This is a genomic window from Mesorhizobium sp. CNPSo 4671 (genome assembly GCF_057784245.1).
Genome location: NZ_JBWLUW010000001.1, coordinates 80,764 through 103,977, shown reverse-complemented (window position 1 = coordinate 103,977; position 23,214 = coordinate 80,764). Strand labels below are relative to the sequence as shown.

At 61.5% G+C, this 23,214-nt stretch carries 20 protein-coding genes; 12 read left to right on the top strand and 8 right to left on the bottom strand.

Annotated features, from left to right (window positions below; translation table 11 throughout):
* Window positions 1–194: 194 nt before the first annotated feature.
* Window positions 195–2,495 (top strand): mechanosensitive ion channel family protein, encoded by a 2,301-nt coding sequence (locus AC04SF_RS00430; protein WP_488476033.1) that lies wholly within the window; start codon window positions 195–197, stop codon window positions 2,493–2,495.
* Between the two features lie 167 nt (window positions 2,496–2,662).
* On the opposite strand, the gene AC04SF_RS00425 is transcribed toward AC04SF_RS00430, so the two are convergent.
* Entirely contained in the window at window positions 2,663–3,103 is a 441-nt protein-coding gene (locus AC04SF_RS00425; RefSeq protein ID WP_488476032.1) for an Lrp/AsnC family transcriptional regulator, read from the bottom strand.
* A 147-nt stretch (window positions 3,104–3,250) separates the two neighbouring features.
* Between AC04SF_RS00425 and rocF the strand changes: the two genes are divergently transcribed.
* Window positions 3,251–4,171 (top strand): arginase, encoded by a 921-nt coding sequence (gene rocF / locus AC04SF_RS00420; RefSeq protein ID WP_096455073.1) that lies wholly within the window; start codon window positions 3,251–3,253, stop codon window positions 4,169–4,171.
* 2 nt (window positions 4,172–4,173) lie between these two features.
* Complete coding sequence (gene ocd, locus AC04SF_RS00415) at window positions 4,174–5,235, top strand: ornithine cyclodeaminase (protein WP_488476031.1); 1,062 nt, start codon at window positions 4,174–4,176, stop codon at window positions 5,233–5,235.
* Between the two features lie 360 nt (window positions 5,236–5,595).
* Here ocd and AC04SF_RS00410 read toward each other — a convergent pair whose 3' ends face one another.
* The 5 genes from AC04SF_RS00410 to AC04SF_RS00390 all read right to left on the bottom strand — a co-directional run bounded on the left by AC04SF_RS00410 (window position 5,596) and on the right by AC04SF_RS00390 (window position 10,579).
* Window positions 5,596–6,795, bottom strand: coding sequence for a mandelate racemase/muconate lactonizing enzyme family protein (locus AC04SF_RS00410; protein WP_488476030.1), 1,200 nt, complete (start codon window positions 6,793–6,795; stop codon window positions 5,596–5,598).
* A 9-nt stretch (window positions 6,796–6,804) separates the two neighbouring features.
* Window positions 6,805–7,131, bottom strand: a complete 327-nt coding sequence (locus tag AC04SF_RS00405; RefSeq protein ID WP_488476029.1) for an NIPSNAP family protein — start codon at window positions 7,129–7,131, stop codon at window positions 6,805–6,807.
* 96 nt (window positions 7,132–7,227) lie between these two features.
* The gene (locus AC04SF_RS00400) at window positions 7,228–8,586 is read right to left on the bottom strand and encodes a mandelate racemase/muconate lactonizing enzyme family protein (protein WP_488476028.1); all 1,359 of its coding nucleotides are present in this window, start codon (window positions 8,584–8,586) and stop codon (window positions 7,228–7,230) included.
* A 61-nt stretch (window positions 8,587–8,647) separates the two neighbouring features.
* The gene (locus AC04SF_RS00395) at window positions 8,648–9,814 is read right to left on the bottom strand and encodes a mandelate racemase/muconate lactonizing enzyme family protein (RefSeq protein ID WP_488476027.1); all 1,167 of its coding nucleotides are present in this window, start codon (window positions 9,812–9,814) and stop codon (window positions 8,648–8,650) included.
* A 54-nt stretch (window positions 9,815–9,868) separates the two neighbouring features.
* The gene (locus tag AC04SF_RS00390) at window positions 9,869–10,579 is read right to left on the bottom strand and encodes a GntR family transcriptional regulator (protein WP_488476652.1); all 711 of its coding nucleotides are present in this window, start codon (window positions 10,577–10,579) and stop codon (window positions 9,869–9,871) included.
* Between the two features lie 215 nt (window positions 10,580–10,794).
* Between AC04SF_RS00390 and AC04SF_RS00385 the strand changes: the two genes are divergently transcribed.
* The 6 genes from AC04SF_RS00385 to AC04SF_RS00360 all read left to right on the top strand — a co-directional run bounded on the left by AC04SF_RS00385 (window position 10,795) and on the right by AC04SF_RS00360 (window position 17,252).
* Window positions 10,795–12,273, top strand: coding sequence for an ABC transporter substrate-binding protein (locus AC04SF_RS00385; protein ID WP_488476026.1), 1,479 nt, complete (start codon window positions 10,795–10,797; stop codon window positions 12,271–12,273).
* A 76-nt stretch (window positions 12,274–12,349) separates the two neighbouring features.
* Window positions 12,350–13,309, top strand: a complete 960-nt coding sequence (locus AC04SF_RS00380) for a carbohydrate ABC transporter permease (RefSeq protein ID WP_488476025.1) — start codon at window positions 12,350–12,352, stop codon at window positions 13,307–13,309.
* Window positions 13,306–14,196 (top strand): carbohydrate ABC transporter permease, encoded by an 891-nt coding sequence (locus AC04SF_RS00375; RefSeq protein ID WP_488476024.1) that lies wholly within the window; start codon window positions 13,306–13,308, stop codon window positions 14,194–14,196. Before AC04SF_RS00380 ends, AC04SF_RS00375 begins: the two co-directional genes overlap by 4 nt.
* Window positions 14,197–14,206: 10 nt before the next feature.
* Window positions 14,207–15,304 (top strand): ABC transporter ATP-binding protein, encoded by a 1,098-nt coding sequence (locus AC04SF_RS00370; protein WP_488476023.1) that lies wholly within the window; start codon window positions 14,207–14,209, stop codon window positions 15,302–15,304.
* A gap of 26 nt (window positions 15,305–15,330) precedes the next feature.
* The gene (locus tag AC04SF_RS00365; protein ID WP_488476022.1) at window positions 15,331–16,494 is read left to right on the top strand and encodes a mandelate racemase/muconate lactonizing enzyme family protein; all 1,164 of its coding nucleotides are present in this window, start codon (window positions 15,331–15,333) and stop codon (window positions 16,492–16,494) included.
* A 23-nt stretch (window positions 16,495–16,517) separates the two neighbouring features.
* Window positions 16,518–17,252 carry a ribonuclease activity regulator RraA gene (locus tag AC04SF_RS00360; protein WP_096455049.1) on the top strand — a complete coding sequence of 245 codons (735 nt, stop codon included), beginning with the start codon at window positions 16,518–16,520 and terminating at the stop codon, window positions 17,250–17,252.
* Window positions 17,253–17,367: 115 nt separating this feature from the next.
* Here AC04SF_RS00360 and AC04SF_RS00355 read toward each other — a convergent pair whose 3' ends face one another.
* Together AC04SF_RS00355 and AC04SF_RS00350 are read right to left on the bottom strand one after the other, a co-directional pair.
* Window positions 17,368–17,961, bottom strand: coding sequence for a DJ-1/PfpI family protein (locus tag AC04SF_RS00355; protein ID WP_488476021.1), 594 nt, complete (start codon window positions 17,959–17,961; stop codon window positions 17,368–17,370).
* A 181-nt stretch (window positions 17,962–18,142) separates the two neighbouring features.
* Entirely contained in the window at window positions 18,143–18,844 is a 702-nt protein-coding gene (locus AC04SF_RS00350) for a GntR family transcriptional regulator (RefSeq protein ID WP_096455045.1), read from the bottom strand.
* A gap of 211 nt (window positions 18,845–19,055) precedes the next feature.
* Between AC04SF_RS00350 and AC04SF_RS00345 the strand changes: the two genes are divergently transcribed.
* Genes AC04SF_RS00345 through AC04SF_RS00335 form a run of 3 tightly spaced genes read left to right on the top strand, consistent with a single transcriptional unit; the run spans window position 19,056 to window position 22,613 of the window.
* Window positions 19,056–20,282: an iron-containing alcohol dehydrogenase gene (locus AC04SF_RS00345; protein ID WP_488476020.1), complete on the top strand. Its 1,227-nt coding sequence runs from the start codon at window positions 19,056–19,058 to the stop codon at window positions 20,280–20,282.
* Between the two features lie 17 nt (window positions 20,283–20,299).
* On the top strand, window positions 20,300–21,778 hold the full coding sequence (locus AC04SF_RS00340; protein ID WP_488476651.1) for an NAD-dependent succinate-semialdehyde dehydrogenase: 1,479 nt from the start codon (window positions 20,300–20,302) through the stop codon (window positions 21,776–21,778).
* A 10-nt stretch (window positions 21,779–21,788) separates the two neighbouring features.
* Complete coding sequence (locus AC04SF_RS00335) at window positions 21,789–22,613, top strand: alpha/beta hydrolase (RefSeq protein ID WP_488476650.1); 825 nt, start codon at window positions 21,789–21,791, stop codon at window positions 22,611–22,613.
* Window positions 22,614–23,214 lie beyond the last annotated feature (601 nt).

Sequence of the window (23,214 nt, the reverse complement as noted above, 5' to 3'; positions counted from 1 at the left end):
ATGGAACGCCCGGAGACCCGGGCCGAGACCGAAATGCCCTGCCCCTGCGGCTAGTAGACATCGCCAAGTATCCGGCGCAACGATCTAGCCCGGACCGATGACGCCTTGCACCACAACATCGGCTTGTTCAAGGTAGGAGCAACGACGGACATAGATGTCGTCGCTCGCCGATTTGGCCGGAAGGTTACAGCACGATGTCACTCATGATTCCACGATTGGGAGCCAGGAACCTGGCGCGCCCGGCATGGCGTCTCGAAGATCTGACGGCGACGTTTGTCCTGATTGCCAGGCCGCTCGTCTTTGGGATCGCCCTCCTGTTGGCTGGCCCGGTACAGGCGCAGTCACCGGCGACCGTCCCGCCTGAGAGGGTCAAACAGCTGTTCGAGCTACTCGATGATCCGTCAGTGAAGGCCTGGGTGGCCGAACAACGAAAACAGGACGCCGGGTCAACAGGAACGCCTGCCGAGGCAGGCGCTTCGCCGGCCGACGCATCGTCCAGCGCCGAGGCCGCACCAGCCCAGATGAATACGATGGCATCCTCGACGCTCGATCGGATCAAACATCATATCGAAAGAATCGTGCGAACTTTGCCCTTGCTGCCAGGCCAGTTCGCGCGCGTTCGGGCACAGACCATGGAGGATATGTCCAGCAAAGGGCCTGCCGGCGTATTGGTGCTGATTACGATATTCATCGCTGCCGGCCTGGCGCTCACTTGGGCGACATACAAGCTCACCCGCCCGTTTCGTCTTTGGATCATCGCGCAATCGAAGGATACGCCCATCGGGCGAGCCAAGAAGATTGGTGGCCGCCTGCTTTATTCCAGCATGCTGATCGTCTCGTTCGCACTGGGCAGCGCCGGCGCGTTCATGCTGTTCGACTGGCCAATGCTGATCCGCGAGATTGTACTGACATTCCTGATGGCTGCGGTCTTCACATGGGGTGTGCGCACTTACGTTTTGGCCCTGCTCGTCCCTTCCTTCATGAAGGTCGAGAACGCCGTCGAGGTTCGTGCCTTGCCGATCACCAACGAAACGGCTGACCATTGGTTCTATTGGCTGCCGCGGATCGTCGGTGTCTTCGCCTTCTTCGCCGCCGCCTTTAACCTCTTGCCCGGTCTCGGCATCGATCGGGACGGAATGATGGTCCTGTCTCTGGGCGCCGATTTCGTGATGCTGTTTCTGTGGTTGCTTGCCGCTTGGCGACGACCAAGAAGGGCGGCAGATGGCGCGCACCGCAGCGGTCATGTGGGCGTGACCTGGTTATTGACTGCTTATTTCGTCGTTCTGTTCCTGGAGCGCATCGCCGGCCTGTATACATGGTTCTGGTTTACCTTCGCCGCATTCGTCCTGCCCTTGGCAATCGTGCTGACGCAGCGCGGGGTTAATTTCGTCCTGCGGCCGGGTTCGGAAGATGCTGGCCGGCCGACGATCCCGGCGGTGACAATCGCAGTCATCGATCGCGGCATCAGGATGATTTTGATCCTGGCGGCGGCTTACTTTCTCGCGCGTGTCTGGGGTCTGGACATGCAATCCATGCGGGAGAGCGATACGACGACCATGCTCATATTAAGCGGCTTGATCAATGTCGTGGTCATTGCGCTTGCAGCCGATTTCGGCTGGTCCATCATCAAAGCCTTGATCGAACGAAAGCTGGGCATCCACACACCGCATGCGGTGATCGGCGATGAGGACATCCTGACCCTCGATCCGCATCAGGCGCGGCTGCACACGCTGTTGCCGATCATCCAAAACATTCTGCTCGCGGTGATCATCGTGATGGCGGTGCTGATGATGCTCGCCTCAATTGGAATCCAGATCGGCCCGCTGATCGCCGGCGCTGGCGTCGTCGGCGTCGCGGTGGGTTTTGGCGCACAAACCATCGTCAAGGATGTGATCTCAGGCGTGTTTTATCTGCTCGACGATGCTTTTCGTGTCGGCGAATACATTTCATCGGGCAGCTATAGGGGTACGGTGGAGAGCTTTTCGCTGCGCTCGGTGAAGCTGCGCCACCATCGTGGCCCGCTGTTCACAATACCTTTCGGCGAACTGGGGGCGGTGCAGAACCAGAGCCGCGACTGGGTCACCGACAAGTTCAACGTCACCGTTGGCTATGACACCGATATCGAGCTCGCGCGCAAGCTGATCAAGCGGATAGGCCTCGAACTGGCGGAAGATCCAGAATTCAAACACTGGGTGATCGAACCGATCAAGATGCAGGGCGTACAGGAGTTCGGCGAGTACGGCATCGTCTTGAGGGTCAAGGTCACAACCAGACCGGGAGGTGCCTTCAGTATGAAAGGCAGATTCTTCCTACGCCTCCGCCAGGCCTTCAAGGAGCAGGGCATCGAACTCCCATTCCCCACCGTCCACGTCCAGGGGCTGCAGAACCCACATGAGGCAGAGAATGCGCCTTTGGAAATCACACCCGAGTTAAGAATGGCCGTCGCGCAGTCGCACACCAATCGGCGCAGAAAAAAAGCTGGCACAACGGAGTAGAAAAGCTGGGAACCTGCCAGTCACGGTGCAGCTTTGCGCGCATCGTCCGTGGCAGGATACTCTTTTATGTTCAACTGTTTAAGACGAAAAAGTACTGTCACGAGCCTCACCTACCCTGACGGTATCTTGAAGGAACCGGCTGGCAGCATGCCGGTCTTGATGGGGTTCTAAGTCAGTCGTGCTCGGGTTGTGCGCGGCGTGGCCAAGAGCAGGCTGGTTTCGCTGCCTGTTATGCCGGCTATGAGGCGGATGCGCCGTAGCACCGCATCGAAATCGGTCAGTGATGCGGTCCCGAGTTCGACCACCAGATCCCAGCGGCCATTGGTGGTATGGATGGTCGAGACTTCGGGGAAGCCGCCCAGTGCCCGCACCACGCGGTCGGCGGCATGGCCCTCAATCTCGATGAGCATGATGCCGCGGATGCGCTGATCGACAGCGTCGGCGCGCAGCACCACCGTGTAGCCGATGACGTCGCCGGACCGTTCCAGCCGCTCCATGCGCGCCCTGACCGTGGCGCGCGAGACGCCCAGATCGATGGCGAGATCCGACACGCTGCGCCGCGCGTCATGTCGCAGCAAGGTCACCAGCCGTTCGTCAAGCGTATCCATCGGGCGCACCCATCGAGGTTACCATTTTGATCAGTTCTGCTGCCATTATGATAGAGAATGCTTTCCGGATTGCCAATTCTGCCTATTCGTATCGCCGGCTCGCCATGATCTGCTCGCGGCTATCAGGATTTGGTCGCGGGAAAAACAATGCGTTGCAAAATCGTCGGGGCACCGGTGCAGGACGGCGCCGGCAGAATGGGCTGCGAAATGGGGCCGAGTGCGCTGAGGACCGCGGGCCTTGTTGAGGTGCTGTCCGGCCTCGGACACGTTGTCGACGATATGGGTGCCGTCCAAGCAATTCCGGCGAGGCGCGTTATGCATGGCAATCTGGCGCTGAAGGCCCTGCCCGAAATATCGGCCTGGACATCCGCCATTGCCGCGGCCGCCTACGCGGCGAGCGAGGACGCCATGCCGATCTTTCTCGGCGGCGACCATTCGATCTCGGCCGGGACCGTGTCGGGCCTCGCCCGCCGCGCCGCCGAGGCTGGGCGTCCGCTATTCGTGCTATGGCTCGATGCGCATCCGGATTTTCACACGCTCGACACCACCGCCAGCGGCAATCTGCATGGCGTGCCGCTGGCCTATGTCAGCGGTCGGCCCGGCTTCGCCGGCTACTTCCCTGACCTGCAGGAGAGCGTCGATCCCACCCGTATCTGTACTTTCGGCGTGCGCAGCGTCGATCCCGCCGAACGGGTGGCTTTGACCGAGACAGGCGTGACCGTGCATGACATGCGCGCCATCGACGAGCACGGCATGCAGAAGCTGCTGCGCCCGTTCCTTGACCGCGTCGCGGCGGAAAACGGCATGCTCCATGTCAGCTTCGACGTCGATTTCCTTGATCCATCGATTGCACCGGCGGTCGGCACCACCGTGCCCGGCGGCGCCACTTTCCGCGAGGCGCATCTGGTCATGGAGACGCTGCATGATTCCCGCCTCGTCACCAGTCTCGACCTTGTCGAGCTCAATCCGTTTCTCGACGAGCGCGGCCGCACAGCCACCTTGATGGTGGACCTGACGGCCAGCCTGATGGGTCGCAGGATCATGGACCGCCCGACCAGGAGCTTTTGACCGTGATCCCCAATCTCAACATCGTGCCGTTTGTCAGCGTCGATCATATGATGAAGCTGGTGCTGAAGATCGGCGTCGAACGTTTCCTGGTGGAGCTTGCCGGTTACATCGAGGACGACTTCCGCCGCTGGCAGCTGTTCGACAAGACGCCGCGCGTCGCCTCGCACAGCGCCGAGGGCGTCATCGAACTGATGCCGACCAGCGATGGCGAGGTCTACGGCTTCAAATATGTCAACGGCCACCCGAAGAACATGCGCGAGGGTCGCCAGACGGTGACCGCGTTCGGCATGCTCGCTGACGTCCACAATGGCTATCCGGTGCTGCTATCGGAAATGACCATCTTGACCGCATTGCGCACGGCGGCGATGTCGGCCCTTGCGGCAAAGCACCTGGCGCCGGCCGGCGCTCGCAGCATGGCGCTGATCGGCAATGGCGCCCAGGCCGAATTCCAGGCGCTGGCCTTCAAGGCGCTGCTCGGCATCGACAGATTGCGCCTCTACGACATCGACCGTTCGGCGACGCAAAAATGCATCCGCAATCTCGCCGGCCTCGGCTTCGACATGACCGCCTGCACCACCGCGCAGGAGGCGGTCGAGGGCGCCGACATCATCACCACCGTCACCGCCGACAAGCAGTATGCCACCATCCTCACCGACAACATGGTCGGCTCCGGCGTCCACATCAATGCGGTCGGCGGCGATTGCCCGGGCAAGACCGAACTGCACCGCGATATCCTGCTGCGCTCCGACATCTTCGTCGAATATCCGCCGCAAACCCGCATCGAGGGCGAGATCCAGCAGTTGGCGCCGGATCATCAGGTGACCGAGCTGTGGCAGGTGATATCAGGCACTGTTAAGGGCCGGCGCGATGCCGGCCAGATCACGCTATTCGATTCCGTCGGCTTCGCCATCGAGGACTTTTCGGCGTTGCGCTATGTCAGGGATCAGCTGAAGTCGACCGGCCTCTACCAGGAACTCGACATGCTGGCCGACCCCGATGAGCCGCGCGACCTCTTCGGCATGCTGCTCAGAGCAACAGCAAGCGAAGCTGCCGCAGCGACCTAGACTTCGGTTTACTCGGGCCGTGCGGTCGCAACCGCACAGAGCCCAGCCACATGCAAATGCGGAGGCGCAGCCTGCCTCAAAGTCACGATGAGCGTCGCACCACAGCTTCACGTTTGGTTCGATTCTGTCGCCAAGAATCCGGGCAAGTCTCTGTCAGCAGATCGGCGCCCGGAGGACGCATAAGATCGTTGATTTTATTGAGTTTCTCGTGAGAAAAAAGTCAGATATGGATTTGTTCGAGGGACCGATCTCAAACCGCAAGCTGCGCGACGTCCTTGGCTTCCGGCAAGAGCATGACTGGCGCACACAACGACCCGGTTGATGCCCTGACGGGTAGCGTCGTGCAGGGCGAATGGAGTTTCAGTCGAAGAAACCCATATCCTCTTCCATGAGATATTTCCTGGCCGCTTCAGCGTCGATATCGAGACCCAGCCCCGGCGCCTCCAACACGTCCACCATGCTGTCCTTCACGATCTGCGCCGGCAGGCCGACCACCAGATCCTCCCACCAGGGGTCGGAGGCGCTCGGATACTCGAAGGCGATGTAGTTGGCGGGCAAGGTGGCGCAGACGTTGATCAGTGCGCCGAGGCCGAGCAGGCCGTTCGCGGTGCCGTGCGGCGCCATCAGGATCGAGTGCATATAGGCATGCTCGGCGACCCATTTGAGCTCGGCAATGCCGCCGATATCAGCCGGGTCCGGACCGATGACGCGGACCGCCTGCGTCTCGATCAGCTCCTTGAAATTGTGCCTGAGGTAGATCTGCTCGCCGGTATGGATCGGCGTCGAGGTGGAGGTGGTCAGCTCGCGATAGGCCTGCGGATTGACCCACGGCACATAGTCGCCGGTCAGCATGTCCTCCAGCCACATCAAATTGTACTTCTCGACCGCGCGAGCGAACTTGATCGCATCAGGCAGCATCCAGCCCGGGCCGCAGTCGAGCGCCAGGCTGACCTTGTCGCCCAGCACCTCCTTCATCGCGATCACGCAGTCGAGCATGTGATTGAAACCGCGTTCGCTGATCACACCTTGATCCATGGCGCCGTGATAGCCGGCCTTCTTCTGCGTCACGCCGTAATGGAAGCCCTCGATGCTGTCCTTCATGTTGGAGTGGAACGAGATTCCCTGCTTGACCATGAAGAAGTTCTGCGGCTGCTCCATCATCCATTTGACGTCGGCGGCGTAGTCCTCCGGCCGGTCGCCGGCGCGCTTGCGGCGGATCGAGCCGTTGTAGACGCGCACCTTGTCGCGCAGCTTGCCGCCGAGCAGCTTGTAGACCGGCACGCCCGCCGCCTTGCCTGCGATGTCCCATAAGGCATGCTCGATGGCGGAGACGGCGGCGCCATAGGGCTTGAACGAGCCGCGCTGGCGGATCTTCAGCATCACCCGCTCGACGTCGGTCGGGTCCTCGCCGATCAACGCCTCGCGAAAATGCAGCACAAAGGGCTTGAGATAGGTCTTGGTGAACTCGACTTCGCCAAGGCCATGAAGACCCTCGTCGGTGACGATGCGGACGATCGGGTGCTTGCCGATGACGGCGCAGCGCAGGTCGGTGATCTTCATGGCGCAGTCCTATTTCACAGACGAGAAAGCCGTCGGCGTGAGCAGCTGGCTGCTGATATTGGCAACGATCTGCCCGTCGCGCTCAGACTCGTCCCGGGCCTTTTGCCATACCGGATCGGTCACGAAAGCCGTCCATTTCGCCTCACGCTCGGCCAGCGATTCCCAGGCGAGGAAATAGGTGAGGCGATTGCTTTTTTCACCGATCGCCGTGGTGAAAAACCCGGCCTGGCGGATGCCATGCCTCTCCCAGATGGCCAGCGTTTGCTCGGAAAAGCGCTTGAGCAAAGCCGGCAGCCTGCCCGGCAGGCAGTCATAGATACGCAGTTCGTAGATCATGGTTTCGTCCGTTTCTTTCTTCGCCTGGGCGAGGTCGACACGAATGGTCGGTCGTTGGCCCTGTGAGCCTGGGGGAATGATGGCAGGAGGGCTGGGCTAACTCCAGGTCCGGTCCCAGCTATATTCATTGTCCCAATGCTCGGTGGATTGCCATATCCCCGAGACACCGGGCTGCAGATGCCGGCTGATCACCTCGTCGACCACATCGTCTATGCCCAGCCCCGGTTTGTCGGGCACGGTGATGAAGCCGTCCTTGACGAGCGGCTTGGGCAGGCCGGTGACGATGTCGTCCCACCAGTCGACATCGGCGGAGTGGTATTCGAGCGCCATGAAGTTTTCCGTCGCGGTGGCGACATGCGCGGCGGCCATCGCGGCGATCGGGCTTTCGGCCATATGGATCGCCATGGCGACGCCGTGGTCCTGCGCCATGTCGCCAATCTTCTTGGTCTCCAGGATGCCCCCACTGGTGAGTAGGTCCGGGTGGATGACGGAGAGACCGCCGCTCTTGAGCAGAGGCTCGAATCCTTCCTTGAGGTAGATGTCCTCGCCGGTGCAGATCGGCACCGTGGTGGCCTGTTGCAACTGCCGGTACTGCTCGGTGTGCTGCCATGGGATCACATCCTCCAGCCACGCCGGAACGTATTTCTCGATACGGCGCGACAGGCGTATGCCGTCCTGCAGCGAGATGTGGCCGACATGGTCGATGGCGAGCGGGATCTCGTATCCGATCACCTCGCGGACCTCGTGGATGTACTGCTCGAGCAGGTCGATCCCCTTTTCGGTGAAATGCAGGCCCGTGAACGGGTGCTGCACGTTCTGCGCGTCATAGGCGAGATTGCGGGCCTTGCGCTCCTCTGGTGTCCCGCCACGGCTGCGCGGGTTGGCGTGAAACCCTTCGAGCGCGCCGGCGGGCGCGGCGACGGCGCCCGGGACATGGGCAATCTGCATCAAGCCCAGGTCCATCTTGAGGAAGGTGAAACCGCGGTCCATACGCTGCTTGAGGCGCTTCCCGGTTTCGGTGCCGCTCGGTTTCTCGGCATCGGTATCGCAATAGACGCGCACCTGATCGCGGAACTTGCCGCCGAGCATCTGGTAGATCGGAACACCATAGGCCTTGCCGGCGAGATCCCACAGCGCGAGCTCGACCGCCGACACGCCGCCGCCTTGCCGGCCGTGACCGCCGAACTGCTTGATGCGGCGAAACAGGCGATCGATGTCGCAAGGGTTCTCGCCAAGCAGCCGGCTTTTCAGCATCAGCGCGTAGGTGGCGCTGGCGCCGTCGCGCACCTCGCCAAGCCCGACGATGCCCTGGTTGGTGTAGATCTTGAGCAGCGCCGAGGTGAACGGCGCGCCAACGATCTCGGCCACCCGCATGTCGGTGATGCGAAGCTCGGATGGCCTGGAATTCGTGTTGATCCGATTGAGAGCCTCGCCGGCTCCACCCGTCTTTGGCATGACTTGTCCTCATTCTCGTGGGGGCTTGTCGCTCCCCAGCGCCGGTCGGCATCGAGCGTTGTTAATTCAGCTCGATCTCATGGGCTTGAAGGTAATCGCGGTTCATCTCGACACCGAGACCAGGCTTCGACGTCAGCTTGAGGCTGCCGTTCGAAACATCGAGCGGTCTGTCTATGAGGTGATCGTATTTGCCCAGGTTCCACTCCGACGTTTCGAGCTTGTAGAAGTTCGGAACGGTCATCATCACCTGCGCTCCCGCAACCACGTTGATCGGTCCCGCGGCGTCATGTGGCGAGACCGGGATGTAGTAGGCTTCACACAGGGCGGAGATCTTCTTCAGTTCGGTAATGCCGCCGGTCCAGGTGACGTCAGGCATGATGTAGTCAGCGAGCTTGTTCTCGAGCACCGGCACGAAATCCCATTTCGTATGGCCACGCTCGCCCCACGAGATAGGGGCACTGACCTTGTCACGCACCTGCTTGAGGGCGTTGAGGCTCTCGGGCGGACAGGGCTCCTCGAACCAGTCGATCTGGCCGGCTTCCTCGAGGCTGCGGCAGAGACGAATGGCGGTGGGAACGTCGAAGCGGCCATGCGCATCGATGAGGATGTCGACGTCAGGGCCCGCCGTTTCGCGGATCAGCGCCGTGAGTTCCGCCGCTTCGCGCTCGTCCTTGCGGGTCATGCTGCCATCGAGGTAGCCGTCCCGCTGCTCGCGCGACTGCCCATCAGGGCTACGGCCCTGATGCGGGAACGGATCGAATTTGAGGGCCGTGTGTCCGGATTCGACAATGTCGCGAATTTCGCGGACCACAGCCTCCTTGCTGGTGAATTTGGCCTGGTTGGGATGTGTGTAGAGCGCGACTTCCTCGCGCACCGGCCCGCCCAGCAACTCATAGATCGGCTTGCCGAGGACTTTGCCGCCGATATCCCACAGGGCTATGTCGATGGCGCTCACGCATTCAACGGCGGCGCCGCGGCTGCCCATATAGGTGAAGCTGCGGAAAATCCTGTGCCACAGATACTCGATGCGCGCGGGATCCTCGCCGGTCACGGCGGCACCGATCTGCCGCAGGATCGTGCAGAGCGCGCGGTTGGCCAGCTTTGTCGTGGTGGTGATCTCGCCCCAGCCGCTAACGCCCTCGTCGGTCGTCACTTCGACGAACAGGTATTCTCCCCAATAGGAAGCATCGGACTGGATCAGCCACGGCCGAACGCTCGTGATTTTCATTTCAACTGCCTTTATCCGAAATGGCCAGGACAACGACGTTCCTGACCTGATGTTCTACCCTGCCCGAGCGGCGTTGCGCGCGCGCATGTGTTCGAGGACATGGCGCCCGGAACCCTCGACATGGCGCGCAATGAGTTCGGCTGCCTTGTCTGCCTCTCCCGCCTTTACGAGCGCGATGAGTTCGCGGTGCTCGCGAAGGATCGCGGCACGCCGGGCGAGCGTGAAATTGAACCGCCGGCTCACCGCGCGCAGAACTTCGCGATGCTTCCACCAAAGCTCGGCGGCATGGCGGTTGTAGTGCCTCTGGTACATCACGGTGTGGAAAGCCGTATCCAGCTCGCTGTGCCTGAACGTGTCGGCAAAGTTGTTCTCTTCAATCAGACCTTGGATGCGTTCGAGTTCGGCAATGTCCTCGACGGTGGCCATATTCACGAACCATCGCGTTAGAGCCGGCTCGATCAGGACTCCGATCTCGTAGATATCCCGGACAAAATCCTGATCTATGGGCCGCACGCGTGCCCCGCGATTGGGGAGAAAGGTGACGAAGCCTTCCCCGCGCAACAGTTGCAGAGCCTCGCGCACGGGATTGGTCGAGGTGCCGTGACGCCGGGCCAGATCGGTGACCACCAGCCGTTCATTGGCGGCGAGCCGCCCCTCGATGATGTCCTCCCTGATCAGTTCGTAAAGCGAGGCGCCCTCGCTCGAGGCCCCAAGCGGATCGATGCCCTCGGGTGGCTCTGCTTTGAATTCCCGCGTTTCGGCCAAGGCCGGCTCCCCCTTCCATAAATACACGCCTTTCTCGATATCACGCACGATTTCCATAAACAATGTACGATTTGTTTCGTTGACAGCCAATCTGCGATCTGAAAACGTATAAAGTGCTCGAAGGGATACATTTGAGGAGATGTCCCGCAGCCGACGAGTAAAGCCCGCCCACCTCGATGCGGAGCGGCATGGGAGAGAAAACCTGGAGGATACCTATGACGAGGATTACACTCGGCGGTGCCGTCCTGCGCGGCACTGTCTCCACTGCCTTAGTGGCATCGTTGATGTCCGCACCGGCGCTGGGTGCGGCGCCGGTCGACTTGAGTAAGTGGTCGCCGGAATATGTGCGCTCCATTGCAGGCACACAGGATTTTGATACGGCAGGCGATTGCGCCAAGGTCACCCCGCTCGACTACAAGGGGCGACTGACGTTCTGGTATCAGGGCGTGTTCGAGGGCGACCCCGACCTCCTGCGCCAGTACTACAAGGACTTCTTTGAAACCTTCCGCAAGACTTATCCGAATATCCAGCTCGAGGACCAGGCGCTCACCTACAACGATCTCCTGGACAAATTCCGTACGGCGCTGCTTGGCAATGCCGCGCCGATGGCGGTGCGGCTGCAAATCCTGGGTGGTACGGAGTTCGCCTCAAAGGGCTATCTGCAGCCGCTCAAACCCGAGGACGTGGGATATTCGACCGAGGATTTCTGGCCCGGTGCCATGAAAGCCGTGACCTGGGACGGCGTCACCTACGGCATTCCGACCAACAATGAAACGATGGCCTTCATCTGGAATGCCGATATCTTCAAACGTGCGGGCCTCGATCCGAACAAGGCTCCGGCAACCTGGGACGATGTCGTCAAGTATTCCAAGCAAATCCACGACAAGCTCGGCATCGCCGGTTACGGCCTCGTGGCCCGCAAGAATGCCGGCAATACACCGTACCGCTTCATGCCTCAGTTGTGGGCCTATGGCGGCGGCGTCTTTGACGAAGCCACGGCGGACCCGACCTATAAGCAGATCGAGCTCGACAGCCCGCAGAGCAAGGCCGCCCTGCAAGCCTCCTACGACATGTATGTTCGCGACAAGTCGGTTCCGGTTTCGGCACTCACCAACCAGCAGGCCGACAACCAGCCGCTGTTCCTCGCCGGCCAGCTCGGTATGATGATCTCGCACCCGTCCGACTACAATGTCATGCTCGACCTGCAGAAGAAGGCGACCGGCACCGACAAGGACAAGGCGCAGACCGTCATCGACAACATGCGCTACGGCCTGATCCCGACCGGCCCCGACGGCAAGCGCGCCGTCGTGTTCGGCGGTTCGAACATCCACATTCTGAAGCCTGAATATGTCGAGGGCGGCAAGGTGGACGAACCGGCCGCGAAGGCCATCATCTGCATGTGGACCAGCCCGGAATGGTCGCTGAAGATGGCCTATGCAGGCTCGAATCCGGGCAATCTCAACGGCTTCAAGACCAAATGGATGAAGGAGCGTCTGGACAGCATCAAGTTCCTCGACGTCACGACCTCGATGCTGCCATACGGCATCCCGTTCCCGGCGCTGCCGCAATCTCCCGAGATCATGAACATCATCATCCCGGACATGCTGCAGAATGCCCTGACCGGAGCGATGACCGTCGATCAGGCAGCGGACGACGCGGCCCAGAAGGTGAAGGACCTGATGGGCGGACTCTAGTCCGAGCCTGACCTGCGATCCGACCGGCTGTTCCAGGGGACAGCCGGTCCGTTCCGAACAACAAGGGCACGCCAAAGTGACGATCGTGACCGGCAAGACCGAGGCTCGCCGAAGATTGCAACCGGGTGGATCCGGCTTGCTGCGCAAGATCTGGGAGCATCGCGCCGATTACGCGTACGTGCTCCCAGCGATTGCCGTGATGCTCGTCGTCATCGCCTATCCGATCTACTACACGATCGAGCTGTCGTTCTTCAGCACGCCACCCGGCCTGCAGCTTCGCGACAAGACCTTCATCGGCTTCGACAATTACACGGCCATCCTCACCAGCGGGGTGTTCTGGAAAGTCACCTGGAACACTCTGATCTGGACGGTGGGGTCCACCGGCATCTCCTTCATCCTGGGCTTTGCCGCCGCGCTGGCGCTCCACCGCGACTTTTTCGGCCGCGGTGTCCTGCGCGCCATCCTGATCATTCCCTGGGTCATCAGCGCGGTCGCCGCCTCCTATATCTGGAAGTGGATCTACCATTCGGACTTCGGCATCATCGGCGCGGTGCTGGTCGGCCTCGGATGGGCAGACCGGCCGCCGAATTTCATCGACAGCGTCTCGACGGTGCTGCCCTCGCTGATCGTCGTCAACATCTGGCGCGAATTTCCGTTCGCCATGATCATGATGATGGCCGGCCTGCAGACGGTCCCCGACCAGTTGCTGCGCGCCGCGAAAGTCGACGGAGCCAATGCATGGCAGCGCTTCTGGCACGTCACGTTCCCGCATTTGAGAAACGTTTCGACGGTGACCATCCTTCTGCTGGCGGTCGCCAACTTCAACTCCTTCATCATCCCCTGGATCATGACCGGCGGCGGGCCGTCGAACGCATCGCATATCTGGATCACCCACATTTATGAGCTCGCCTTCGGCCGCCAGCGCTGGGGAGTGGCCTCGGCCTATTCGGTGCTGCTGTTCCTCATCCTGATGACGTTCGGCTACTTCTACGTCCGCGCGCTGAGCGGCAACGACCGGAGGGATGGAAGCGCATGAGCACGATTGCCGAGACAGCCGCTCGAGGCCAGGCGCGTCGCCGCATCCGCTTCGACGGATGGCGGTGGGGCGGGCGCATCTTCCTGGTGTTCATGCTGCTTTACACAGCGTTGCCGATGATCTGGATGCTGCTCACCTCGATCAAGTCCGGCTTCGCCGCGATGCAATTCCCGCCGCAATGGTGGCCAGACCAACCGACCCTCGCCAGCTACCAGAAGCTGCTCGATCCGCAGAACAGTGTCGGCCAGGACTTTCTCCGCTTCTTCTGGAACAGCTTTTTCGTCTCCACTGCAACGACCGTCCTTTCGGTGATCGTGGCGGTTCCCGCGGCCTACGCGTTTTCGCGCTTCACCTTTCCGGGCCGGAACTTCCTGTTCTTCACCGTCCTGCTTCGCAACATGTTTCCTGCGGTGATCTTTCTCGTGCCGCTCTTCATCCTGATGCGCGCGATCGGGCTGGTGAACACGCATGGCTCGCTCGTTCTCACCTACCTGACATTCGGCCTGCCGCTGGCGATCTGGCTGCTGAAGGGTTTTTACGACAACATCCCGGTGCAGCTCGAGCAGGCGGCGCGCATCGATGGCGCGACGCGGCTCCAGGCCTTCATCCTGATCGTGATGCCGCTCTCGACGCCGGGCATCATCGCCACGGCGATCTATTCCTTCATCGGCGCGTGGAACGAGTACATCTACGCCTACACCTTCCTCTCCAAGAACGAACAGTTGACGCTGCCGGTCGGCATCCAGCGCTTCTTCTCGGAAAACACCACGGACTTTCCGGGCCTGATGGCGGCCAGCTTCATCATGAGCGTGCCCGTCGTCGTGCTGTTCCTCGTCCTGCAACGATACTTCGTACGCGCCCTGACAGAAGGCGCGGTCAAGCATTAGGGAGTTGCCGATGGCCCACGTGGTCCTCAAAGATCTCGTCAAGACCTATGGCGGCTTCAAAGCCGTCAACGAGGTCTCGCTGACGGTCAATGACGGTGAGTTCGTTGCGCTCGTCGGCCCTTCAGGCTGCGGCAAGACAACGACGCTCAACCTCATCGCCGGGCTGATCCCGATCACATCGGGCGACATCGTCATCGGCGACCAGGTGGTCAACGACCTCGATCCCAAGGACCGGGACATCGCAATGGTGTTCCAGAACTACGCGCTCTATCCGCAAAAGTCGGTCTACATGAACCTCGCCTTCCCGCTGCAGATGCGCAAGCTGCCCAAGGCCGAGATCGACAAGAAGGTCCGGGAAGCGGCACGGGTGCTCGACATGACACAGCTGCTCGAGCGCAAGCCGCGCGAACTATCGGGCGGGCAGCAACAGCGCGTGGCGCTCGGCCGCGCGCTTGTTCGAGATCCGGCGGTGTTCCTGATGGACGAGCCGCTCTCCAATCTCGACGCAAAGCTGCGCGTGCAGATGCGCTCCGAAATCAAGCGGTTCCATCAGGACCTCAAGGCAACCATCATCTATGTGACGCACGACCAGCTCGAGGCCGTGACCATGGCGGACAGGATGGCTGTGATGAACGGCGGCTATCTGCAGCAATACGATTCGCCGGCGCAGGTTTTCGCGCATCCCGCCAACACGTTCGTCGCCAGCTTCGTCGGCAGCCCCGCGATGAGCCTTATTCCGCTGGAGGCCTCGACGGCAAACGGTGACACCGTTCTGAGGAGCGCGGAAGGCTGGAGCCTCGGGCTGTCGCAACCCAACGCGCGCAAGGCCCAGAGGGCGACCAGCAGGAAGATCGTGCTGGGTGCGCGGCACTCGACGATCAAACTCCACAAGAGCGCGGTCCCCGGCGCCATTCCGGCCAAAGCCTATACGGTGGAACCAACCGGAGACGTCACCTTCGTGCAGGCCTTCCTCTCCGGCGCCATCGTCAACATCAGCGTGTCCCCCAACATTGCCGTCAAACCCGACGAGCAGATCTGGCTCGAGTTCGACCAGGAGCGGATGCACCTGTTCGACGGCGAAACCGAAATGGCTCTCGAGGCCGCCTGAGACAGACGTTTGGGACGGGGGCCTGGATGACGACGAGACTCAAGATCACAGCGATCAAGCCCTACCCGGTGTGGGTGGGAACGCGCAACCAGATGCTGGTGAAGGTCGAGACCGACCAGGGCATCTCCGGTTGGGGCGAGAGCGGCTTGAGCGGCCGCGAGAGGGCGGTGACCGGCGCCGTCGAGCACTATCGCGAGTTCCTGATCGGCCACGACCCCATGCAGATCGGGCGGATATGGCAGGAGGCCTATCGCAGCCAGTACTTCGAAGGCGGGCGCGTTCTACAGGCAGCGATTTCCGCAATCGACGTCGCCCTTCACGATATCAAGGGCAAGGCGCTAGGGGTGCCGGTCTACGAGTTGCTCGGCGGCAAGCAGCGCGACCGCATCCCCACCTTTGCCTCGACCGGAGACGAGGCCGAGGGCGACGTTGCCATCGAACGAGCCCGGGAGCTGCGCGCGCAGGGCTGGCAGGCGATCCGCTTCTTCCCCGCCGGGCAAAGCAGCAAGGACATTTTCGAGCCGCGCGAGTCGATCGGCGTGACCGCGCGGATGCTGAACAAGGCCCGCGAGGCACTGGGCGACGAGGTCGTGCTCGGCATCGACTATCATCATCGGCTGTCGGTGGCCGAGGCGGCCAGCTTCTGCAACAAGCTAGGCCGCGGCGTGCTTGATTTCCTCGAGGAGCCGATACGCGACGAGACACCGGAGGCCTACGAATCCCTGCGCACGATGACCGACATTCCGTTCGCCATCGGCGAGGAATTTGTCAGCAAGTGGCAGTTCCTGCCCTACATCGAACGCGGAATCCATCAGTTCAACCGGCTCGACATCTGCAATGTCGGCGGGCTCACCGAAGCGATGAAGGTCGCTGGCTGGAGCGAAGCGCACTATGTCGATCTGATGCCGCACAATCCGCTCGGCCCGGTGTGCACGGCCGCGACCGTGCATCTGGCCGCCGCAGTCGCCAATTTCGCCTGGCTCGAGACCAGAGTGCCGGAAAGGAAGCTGGGCTTCGACAGCTCCGAGTTCTTCCCGGTGCAACCACAACTCGACGGCCCTGACTATCCGGTCGGCGATCTGCCGGGGCTCGGCGTCGAGGTCAACGAGGAAGCGATCCAGGCGCAGAGCTTCCGTTTCTGGGAAGCGCCCCACCTCAAGCGCCGCGATGGTTCTGTCACCAACTGGTAGTTCAATTTCAACCGGAGTTCACCATGACGCATACCTCCGACATCATCCGGCCGTCCAAGGATCTGATCGAGGGATTGAGGGAGATCGGCGCCGCGACGGTTGCCGGCACGCTTGGCCATATGGGCTTCCGCAATCCGCATATGGTCGGACCGGTGGCGCAGAACCACGGCAAGTCGATCGTCGGGCCGGCGCTGACGCTGCAGTTCCTGCCGCAGCGGCCGGACCTCTTCAACGAAGGAGAATACGCCGATCCGGAGACGCAACTGCACCGGCACGTGCTCTATCACGCGCAGGAGGGCGATGTGGTCGTGGTCGACGCGCGCGGCGACATGAGCTCGGGAGTCTTCGGCGATATGATGTCGACCTATTTCAAGGGCAGAGGCGGCGCGGGCATCGTGATCGACGGGTGTATGCGTGACCGGCCCAATGTCGAGAAGCTCGACCTGCCGCTTTGGCTGCGCGGCTGGACGCCCAACTATCATGTACAGACCAGCATCTATCCCAATGCCGTCAACGTTCCGATCGCTTGCGGCGGTGTCACGGTGATCCCCGGCGACATCATCGTCGCCGATGATGACGGCGTGGTGGTGGTTCCCGTGGCAATGGCCGCAAAGGTCATCGACGAAGCGAAGAAGCATCACGATTGGGAAGAGTTCTCGCGCGAGAAGCTCCTCCAGGGCGCCCCGTTGCAACGCTATTATCCGCTGCATGACGACGCCCGCGCAGAATACGAGGCGTGGCGCAGCGCAAGGCGCTAGCAGAACCATCTAGCGTATGGATCACCAGCGCGTCTCGACCAAAACTTTGTGCACTTGGAGCGGTGCAACTTCAAACCAGGATGGGTGAACCGCTCCAAGTCTGCTTGGACGATCCTTAGTTATGCCGGATTTCCGTTCCCAGCACCTTCAGGCATTCGCGGATGAAGGCTGCGAGGGCTGTCCAGCCTTTGGCCGAAACCATTGTGCCGTCGACATAGGCCTCTGTCGGAGACAGATCGATGTAGGTGCCGCCGGCGAGTGTCACCTCCGGCTCGCATGCCCCTAATGCACCAACCTTCTTGCCGCGCACGACGCCATCGACGGCAATGAGAATCTGAACGCCATGGCAGATCGTGAAGATCGGCTTCTGAGCTTCGTGAAAATGACGAACGATCGCCTGAACGCGCTTGTCGGTGCGGATATACTCGGGGCCACGACCGCCAGCGCAATAGACGGCATGATACTGGTCGAGCTGTCTCTCGGCTTCCGAGAACGTCTTGTTGATCAGCGCATAGTGGCCCAGTTTTTCGGTGTAGGTCTGGTCGCCCTCGAAATCGTGCAGCGAGGTCTTGATCAAGTCTCCGGCGTTCTTATCCGGGCAGACCACATGGATGGTGTGACCAACGGCTTCCATCGCCTGCTGATAGACGAAGATTTCGTATTCCTCGGTGAACTCACCGGTCAGCATCAGTATTTTTTTACCTGGCATGGCTCTTCCTCTCAATGTTTTGGGCTGGGCAAGGCGCAGATCGCGCCCTGCCTTTCGGTGAAATCGGATCGGGTCAGAATGGCGAGTCCGGGAAATAGTATTCCTTGGCGTTGGCCTGGGTGATCAGCGGCGCATCGAGCTTGACGGCGCCGCGCACCGGCTATGGACATCGATTCCGGCCTCAATCAAATGCCGGAAGCAAGCGATCGCGGGAATGCTCGATATGGACGCGCATCGCCTCTTGGGCGGCGTCCGCGTCGGCCCGACCGAATGCGGCGAGAATCGCCTCGTGTTCGTCGAGCGCTTCCTCGGTCACGCGGGAATGGTACATCAAGCGGAAGATGTGGAAGTGGGTGTGCTGGTGGCTCAACGTCTCCCGAATGAGTTCGTTTTCTGAAAACTCCATGATCTTGTCGTGGAAGATCGCGTCCTGCCGGGCGAAATTCGAATAGCGCAGGCGATCGTCCTTGCCCTCGCGCCGTGACATCACGCCGGCCGCTTCCAGCAAAGTGTTGAGCTTTGCTTCGTCCATGGCAGCGGCGGCTTTGGCCGCAGCATGCGGCTCGAGCAGAAGGCGCATCTCGTACAACTCGTCGAAACGGCGCCGGGTAATCTGGGGTGCTGCGCGATAACCAATGAGATGCGTCTTGAGCACCAGGCCTTCGCCTTCGAGGCGGCCGAGCGCCTCGCGGATAGGTGTGTGCGAGACGTTGAATTCCTTGACCAGGCTATCAACGGTGATGCGTGAGCCCGGCGCGATCTTCAGCGCCATAAGCTGCGCGAAGATCGCTTCGTAAACATCCTCGACCAGGCTGTTGGAGCGCTGGATGCGACCGCCGCCGGCCGTCGTTTCAGTCGTGTCGGTTAAGCTCACGGTCTGCATCTTTTTGCCCCTTGACAGTGAGGACTGCTAACACGATGCTCCAGAAAATGCAATCCTATATCCTATACGATTTTAAAGCGGATACTTTTTTGAGCCGTCACATGGGCGTCGCCGCAGTGCGTTCAAGCGGCGTTGCGGACAGATGGCAGGTCCGTAGCGATAGCCTTTCCCAGTTCCCAGTTGAGCCGCCGTCAAAGGACAAAAGATCATCATGAGCCTCTTCGCCGCCCTCCGGCTTCCGCGTGAAATCCTGTTCGGGAAAAGCCAGCGTCATGCGCTGCCGACAGTCGCCAGCAGATTCGGACGGCGCGCGCTGGTCTGTACCGACGAGCGATTCGCCGGCACCGCGGTGTTCGCGGAGATCGTCAAATCGCTCCAGGCGGCCTCGATGGAGGTGCTGGCGCACGACCGCGTCCTCCCCGACGTGCCGCGTGACACAGTCAGCATCTGCGTCGACGAGGCGAAGGGGTTCCGGCCCGAGATGGTGATCGGCATCGGCGGCGGCAGCTGTCTCGATTTCGCCAAATGCGCCGCCTTGCTGCTCAGCCATGGCGGCAAACTCCAGGACTACTATGGGGAGTTCAAGGTTCCCGGCCCGACGCTGCCGCTGATCGCGGTGCCCACCACGGCAGGCACTGGCTCCGAGGTGACACCGGTCGCCGTGATTTCCGATCCCGACCGGACGCTCAAGGTCGGCATATCCAGCCCTTATCTGATCGCGGCCGTCGCTCTGTGCGACCCCGAACTGACGATGACCTGCCCCCCTGCCCTCACCGCGATCGCCGGCGCCGATGCCTTGACCCATGCGATCGAGGCTTTCACCGCCATGCGGCGCGGCGAGGACCCGGACCTGCCGCAAAAGCACGTGTTCATAGGCAAGACCGCGCTGACGGATCATTTCGCGCTGCTGGCCATAAAGCTGCTGGGGCGCAGTCTGCAGAAAGCCTGCACGGACGGCACTGACGCCGATGCGCGTGCCGATGTGATGATGGGCGCGTTGGCGGCAGGGTGTGCGTTCGGCACCGCCGGTACGGCGGCGGCGCACGCCGTACAGTATCCGGCCGGCGCGCTCACGCACACCCCGCACGGCTTGGGCGTAGCAACCATGATGCCCTACGTCATGACCTACAACAGGCGTGTGGCTGCTGCTGAAATGGCCGAGATCGGCCGCGCGCTCGGGCTCTCCGCGGATGGGCGCAGTGACGACGAACAGGCCGGCGCTGCCATCGAAGAGATCAGGCGGCTGTTCGCCGCGATCGGCATCACCTCGACGTTGGCGGATCTCGGCCTGCCCGCCGATAAGCTCGACTGGACCGCCGAGCAGGCGCTCGGCATCGACCGACTCATCAAGAACAATCCGCGCCCCCTCGATCTCGCCACCATGCGACGCCTGGTCCAGGCGGCCCATGACGGCGATCTCGCGGCCAGCGCCCATTGAGCGAACGGAACAAGATGATGAACCTTGCCCAGCAGATCGACCAGGATGGCTATGACGTGCGCCGGTTTTCGCACGGGCTTTACATCGGCGGCATGTGGCGCCCCTCTTCCGACGGCCGGCTCATCGATGTCGTCGATCCGTCCTCCGGGGCCGTGATCGCCGCGGTTCCCGATGCAACGCTCGAGGATGCCGCAGCCGCCGTCGAGGCTGCGGCCAGGGCCGCCAAAGGATGGCGGGAGACGGCGCCGCGCAAGCGCTCGGAAATCCTTCGACGCTGTTTCGAACTCATGGTCGAACGGTCTGAAACGCTCGCCATGCTGATCGCGCTGGAGAACGGCAAAGCGTTGCGCGACGCGCGCGGCGAGGTCGCGTATGCGGCCGAATTCTTCCGCTGGAACGCCGAAGAGGCCGTCCGCATCACCGGGGAGTTCGGCACCGCGCCGTCCGGCACCAACCGGATCGTGGTCGACTATGAGCCGATTGGGATCTGCGTGCTGATCACGCCCTGGAACTTTCCGGCCGCGATGGCGACCCGGAAGATTGCGCCGGCATTGGCGGCCGGTTGCACAGTGATCCTGAAACCTGCCAGCGAAACGCCACTGACGGCCTACGCCTTGGCCGCGCTCTACAGCGAGGCCGGGGTGCCGGCCGGCGTCGTCAACGTCATCACCACGACCAGTCCCGGCCCGCTGACCTTCGCCATGCTGGCCGATCCGCGCGTCAGGAAGCTCTCCTTCACCGGCTCGACCGGTGTCGGCCGAACCTTGCTTGCCGAGGCTGCCAAGCATGTCATCTCCTGTTCGATGGAGCTGGGCGGCAATGCGCCCTTTCTCGTGTTCGACGATGCCGATCTTGATGCGGCGCTCGACGGCGCCATGATCGCCAAGATGCGCAATGCCGGCGAGGCATGCACCGCCGCCAACCGCATCTATGTGCAGTCGGGCATTCATGACGCGTTCGCCGACGGCCTTTCCAAGCGCATGGCGGCGCTCAAAGTGGGAGCGGGCACCAATGCCGATACGGAGTGCGGTCCGATGATCACAAGAAAGGCCGTGGACAAGATCGACCGTCTCGTCAAAGACGCGATTGAGCGGGGAGCCAAGGTGCTTTGCGGCGGCTCGATTTTGGACCGCGAAGGCTTTTTCTACCCGCCGACGGTGCTGTCTGCGGTTTCGCCCGAAGCCGACATGGCGCATGAGGAGATTTTCGGGCCGGTGGCGCCCATCACCATGTTCGAAGCCGAGGACCAGGCCATCGCATACGCCAATGACACGGAATATGGCCTTGCAGCCTATATCTATACGCGCGATGTGGGGCGCGGCATGCGTGTGGCGTCGGGTATCGAGGCCGGTATGATAGGCCTCAACCGGGGGCTGATGTCAGATCCGGCGGCGCCCTTCGGCGGCGTCAAGCAAAGCGGCCTTGGCCGCGAAGGCGGCCAGCACCACGGCATCGCTGAATTCATGGAGGCGAAATACATCGCCGTCACCTTCTGATCGGGCACCCATGCCGAAAGACCCCTTCCGCACACGCGATCACGTTGCCGACTTTGACGACATCGTCGCCGATATCGTGGCGCGCAGCGCCGCAACCCGGGCGACGCTGCCCATGGTCGCCGATGTCCCCTACGGTGAAGGCAAAGCCGAGAGGCTCGACCTGTTCTTTCCCCTGGGAAGGCGCAGCGACCTTCCAGTGCACATCTTCATCCATGGTGGTTACTGGCGCATGTTTTCCAGGAGCGACTATTCTTATGTCGCGGACACAGTCACCAAAGCCGGCGCGATTGCGGTCATTGTCGACTATGCGCTGATGCCCGAGGTCCGGATGGCAGAGATTGTCGAGCAGGTCCGACGCGCCAAACAATGGGTGCTGGACAACATCGCCGGCCACGGCGGCGATCCCGGTCGGCTGAGCGTCAGTGGCCATTCTGCGGGCGCGCACCTTGCCACCTTCCTGTTCGAAAAGACGCCCATGCCATCGCGCATCCATGCAGCGCTGCTGCTGGGCGGCCTCTACGACCTGAAGCCGCTGCAGACGTCCTTCCTCAAGCCGTTGATCGGCATCACCGACGAAGAGGCAGTTGCCTTCACGCCAATGACGCGGTGGCATGACCCGAACACGGCAGCGACCATTGTCGTCGGAGATCAGGAAACGCCACCTTTTCACCAGCAGGCGGCCGACTTCGCAACACTCTTGCGCGCGCAGGGGCACGGTGTCCGCAACCTCTGCCTGGATGGGCGCAATCACATGAACAGCGTACGGGATCTGGGCCTCAGCGGCACGCAAGCTGCCGATTGCCTGATAGCGATGATCGAAAGAAAGCGCCACTGAGAAAGAGTAGGTTCTCAGTAACCGCGTCGGCCTCAGTCTTCAGAGTCGCACCGACGTGGCGGAGAAGCCGTTTCAAAAGTACCTTCATCAACGCCCGCGAGGGCAGTGCCAATCCCCGAAAGGGATACAGCGCACCTGGAAGGTCGCTTCTCCACCTTTGCCCCGCATCAGTGGCTGTGACGCGCGGGCGCCGACATTGCCGATGAGGTACGCGCGGCCGGCGCTCGCGAATGTGAGGCCATGACAATGGAGGAGAACCGATCCTGACGGCAAAGCCCAGCGAAACGATCGGCCTCTCCATGCACGAAAAACGGCTGGTCGGCCGCGCTCGGGGAATACTGCAAGGCTGCGGTCAGAGGTAGATCATTCGGTCCGACCATACTAAGCCATTGATTTTTCTACCTAAGCATTTGTGGTTTTATCCTTCTTGCGATAGAGCTAATGTACAGAAAAATAGGTTATCTGGAGCAACAAATAGATAAAATTTATATCACTTTGAAACCCTCCCAAATATAGTCTTTTACAAACATATTTCTTCGTCTTATCGTTGTACTTCGCGCCAAGGTATAATGAGCGCCGATCCCAAGTCTTCAGCCGACGG

Bases quoted from the DNA above. Each gene is read 5' to 3' on its own strand.
- AC04SF_RS00430 (WP_488476033.1), top strand. From the start codon at position 195: ATGTCACTCATGATTCCACGATTGGGAGCCAGGAACCTGGCGCGCCCG.
- AC04SF_RS00425 (WP_488476032.1), bottom strand. From the start codon at position 3,103: ATGGATACGCTTGACGAACGGCTGGTGACCTTGCTGCGACATGACGCG.
- rocF (WP_096455073.1), top strand. From the start codon at position 3,251: ATGCGTTGCAAAATCGTCGGGGCACCGGTGCAGGACGGCGCCGGCAGA.
- AC04SF_RS00410 (WP_488476030.1), bottom strand. From the start codon at position 6,795: ATGAAGATCACCGACCTGCGCTGCGCCGTCATCGGCAAGCACCCGATC.
- AC04SF_RS00405 (WP_488476029.1), bottom strand. From the start codon at position 7,131: ATGATCTACGAACTGCGTATCTATGACTGCCTGCCGGGCAGGCTGCCG.
- AC04SF_RS00400 (WP_488476028.1), bottom strand. From the start codon at position 8,586: ATGCCAAAGACGGGTGGAGCCGGCGAGGCTCTCAATCGGATCAACACG.
- AC04SF_RS00395 (WP_488476027.1), bottom strand. From the start codon at position 9,814: ATGAAAATCACGAGCGTTCGGCCGTGGCTGATCCAGTCCGATGCTTCC.
- AC04SF_RS00385 (WP_488476026.1), top strand. From the start codon at position 10,795: ATGACGAGGATTACACTCGGCGGTGCCGTCCTGCGCGGCACTGTCTCC.
- AC04SF_RS00375 (WP_488476024.1), top strand. From the start codon at position 13,306: ATGAGCACGATTGCCGAGACAGCCGCTCGAGGCCAGGCGCGTCGCCGC.
- AC04SF_RS00370 (WP_488476023.1), top strand. From the start codon at position 14,207: ATGGCCCACGTGGTCCTCAAAGATCTCGTCAAGACCTATGGCGGCTTC.
- AC04SF_RS00365 (WP_488476022.1), top strand. From the start codon at position 15,331: ATGACGACGAGACTCAAGATCACAGCGATCAAGCCCTACCCGGTGTGG.
- AC04SF_RS00360 (WP_096455049.1), top strand. From the start codon at position 16,518: ATGACGCATACCTCCGACATCATCCGGCCGTCCAAGGATCTGATCGAG.
- AC04SF_RS00355 (WP_488476021.1), bottom strand. From the start codon at position 17,961: ATGCCAGGTAAAAAAATACTGATGCTGACCGGTGAGTTCACCGAGGAA.
- AC04SF_RS00350 (WP_096455045.1), bottom strand. From the start codon at position 18,844: ATGCAGACCGTGAGCTTAACCGACACGACTGAAACGACGGCCGGCGGC.
- AC04SF_RS00345 (WP_488476020.1), top strand. From the start codon at position 19,056: ATGAGCCTCTTCGCCGCCCTCCGGCTTCCGCGTGAAATCCTGTTCGGG.
- AC04SF_RS00340 (WP_488476651.1), top strand. From the start codon at position 20,300: ATGAACCTTGCCCAGCAGATCGACCAGGATGGCTATGACGTGCGCCGG.
- AC04SF_RS00335 (WP_488476650.1), top strand. From the start codon at position 21,789: ATGCCGAAAGACCCCTTCCGCACACGCGATCACGTTGCCGACTTTGAC.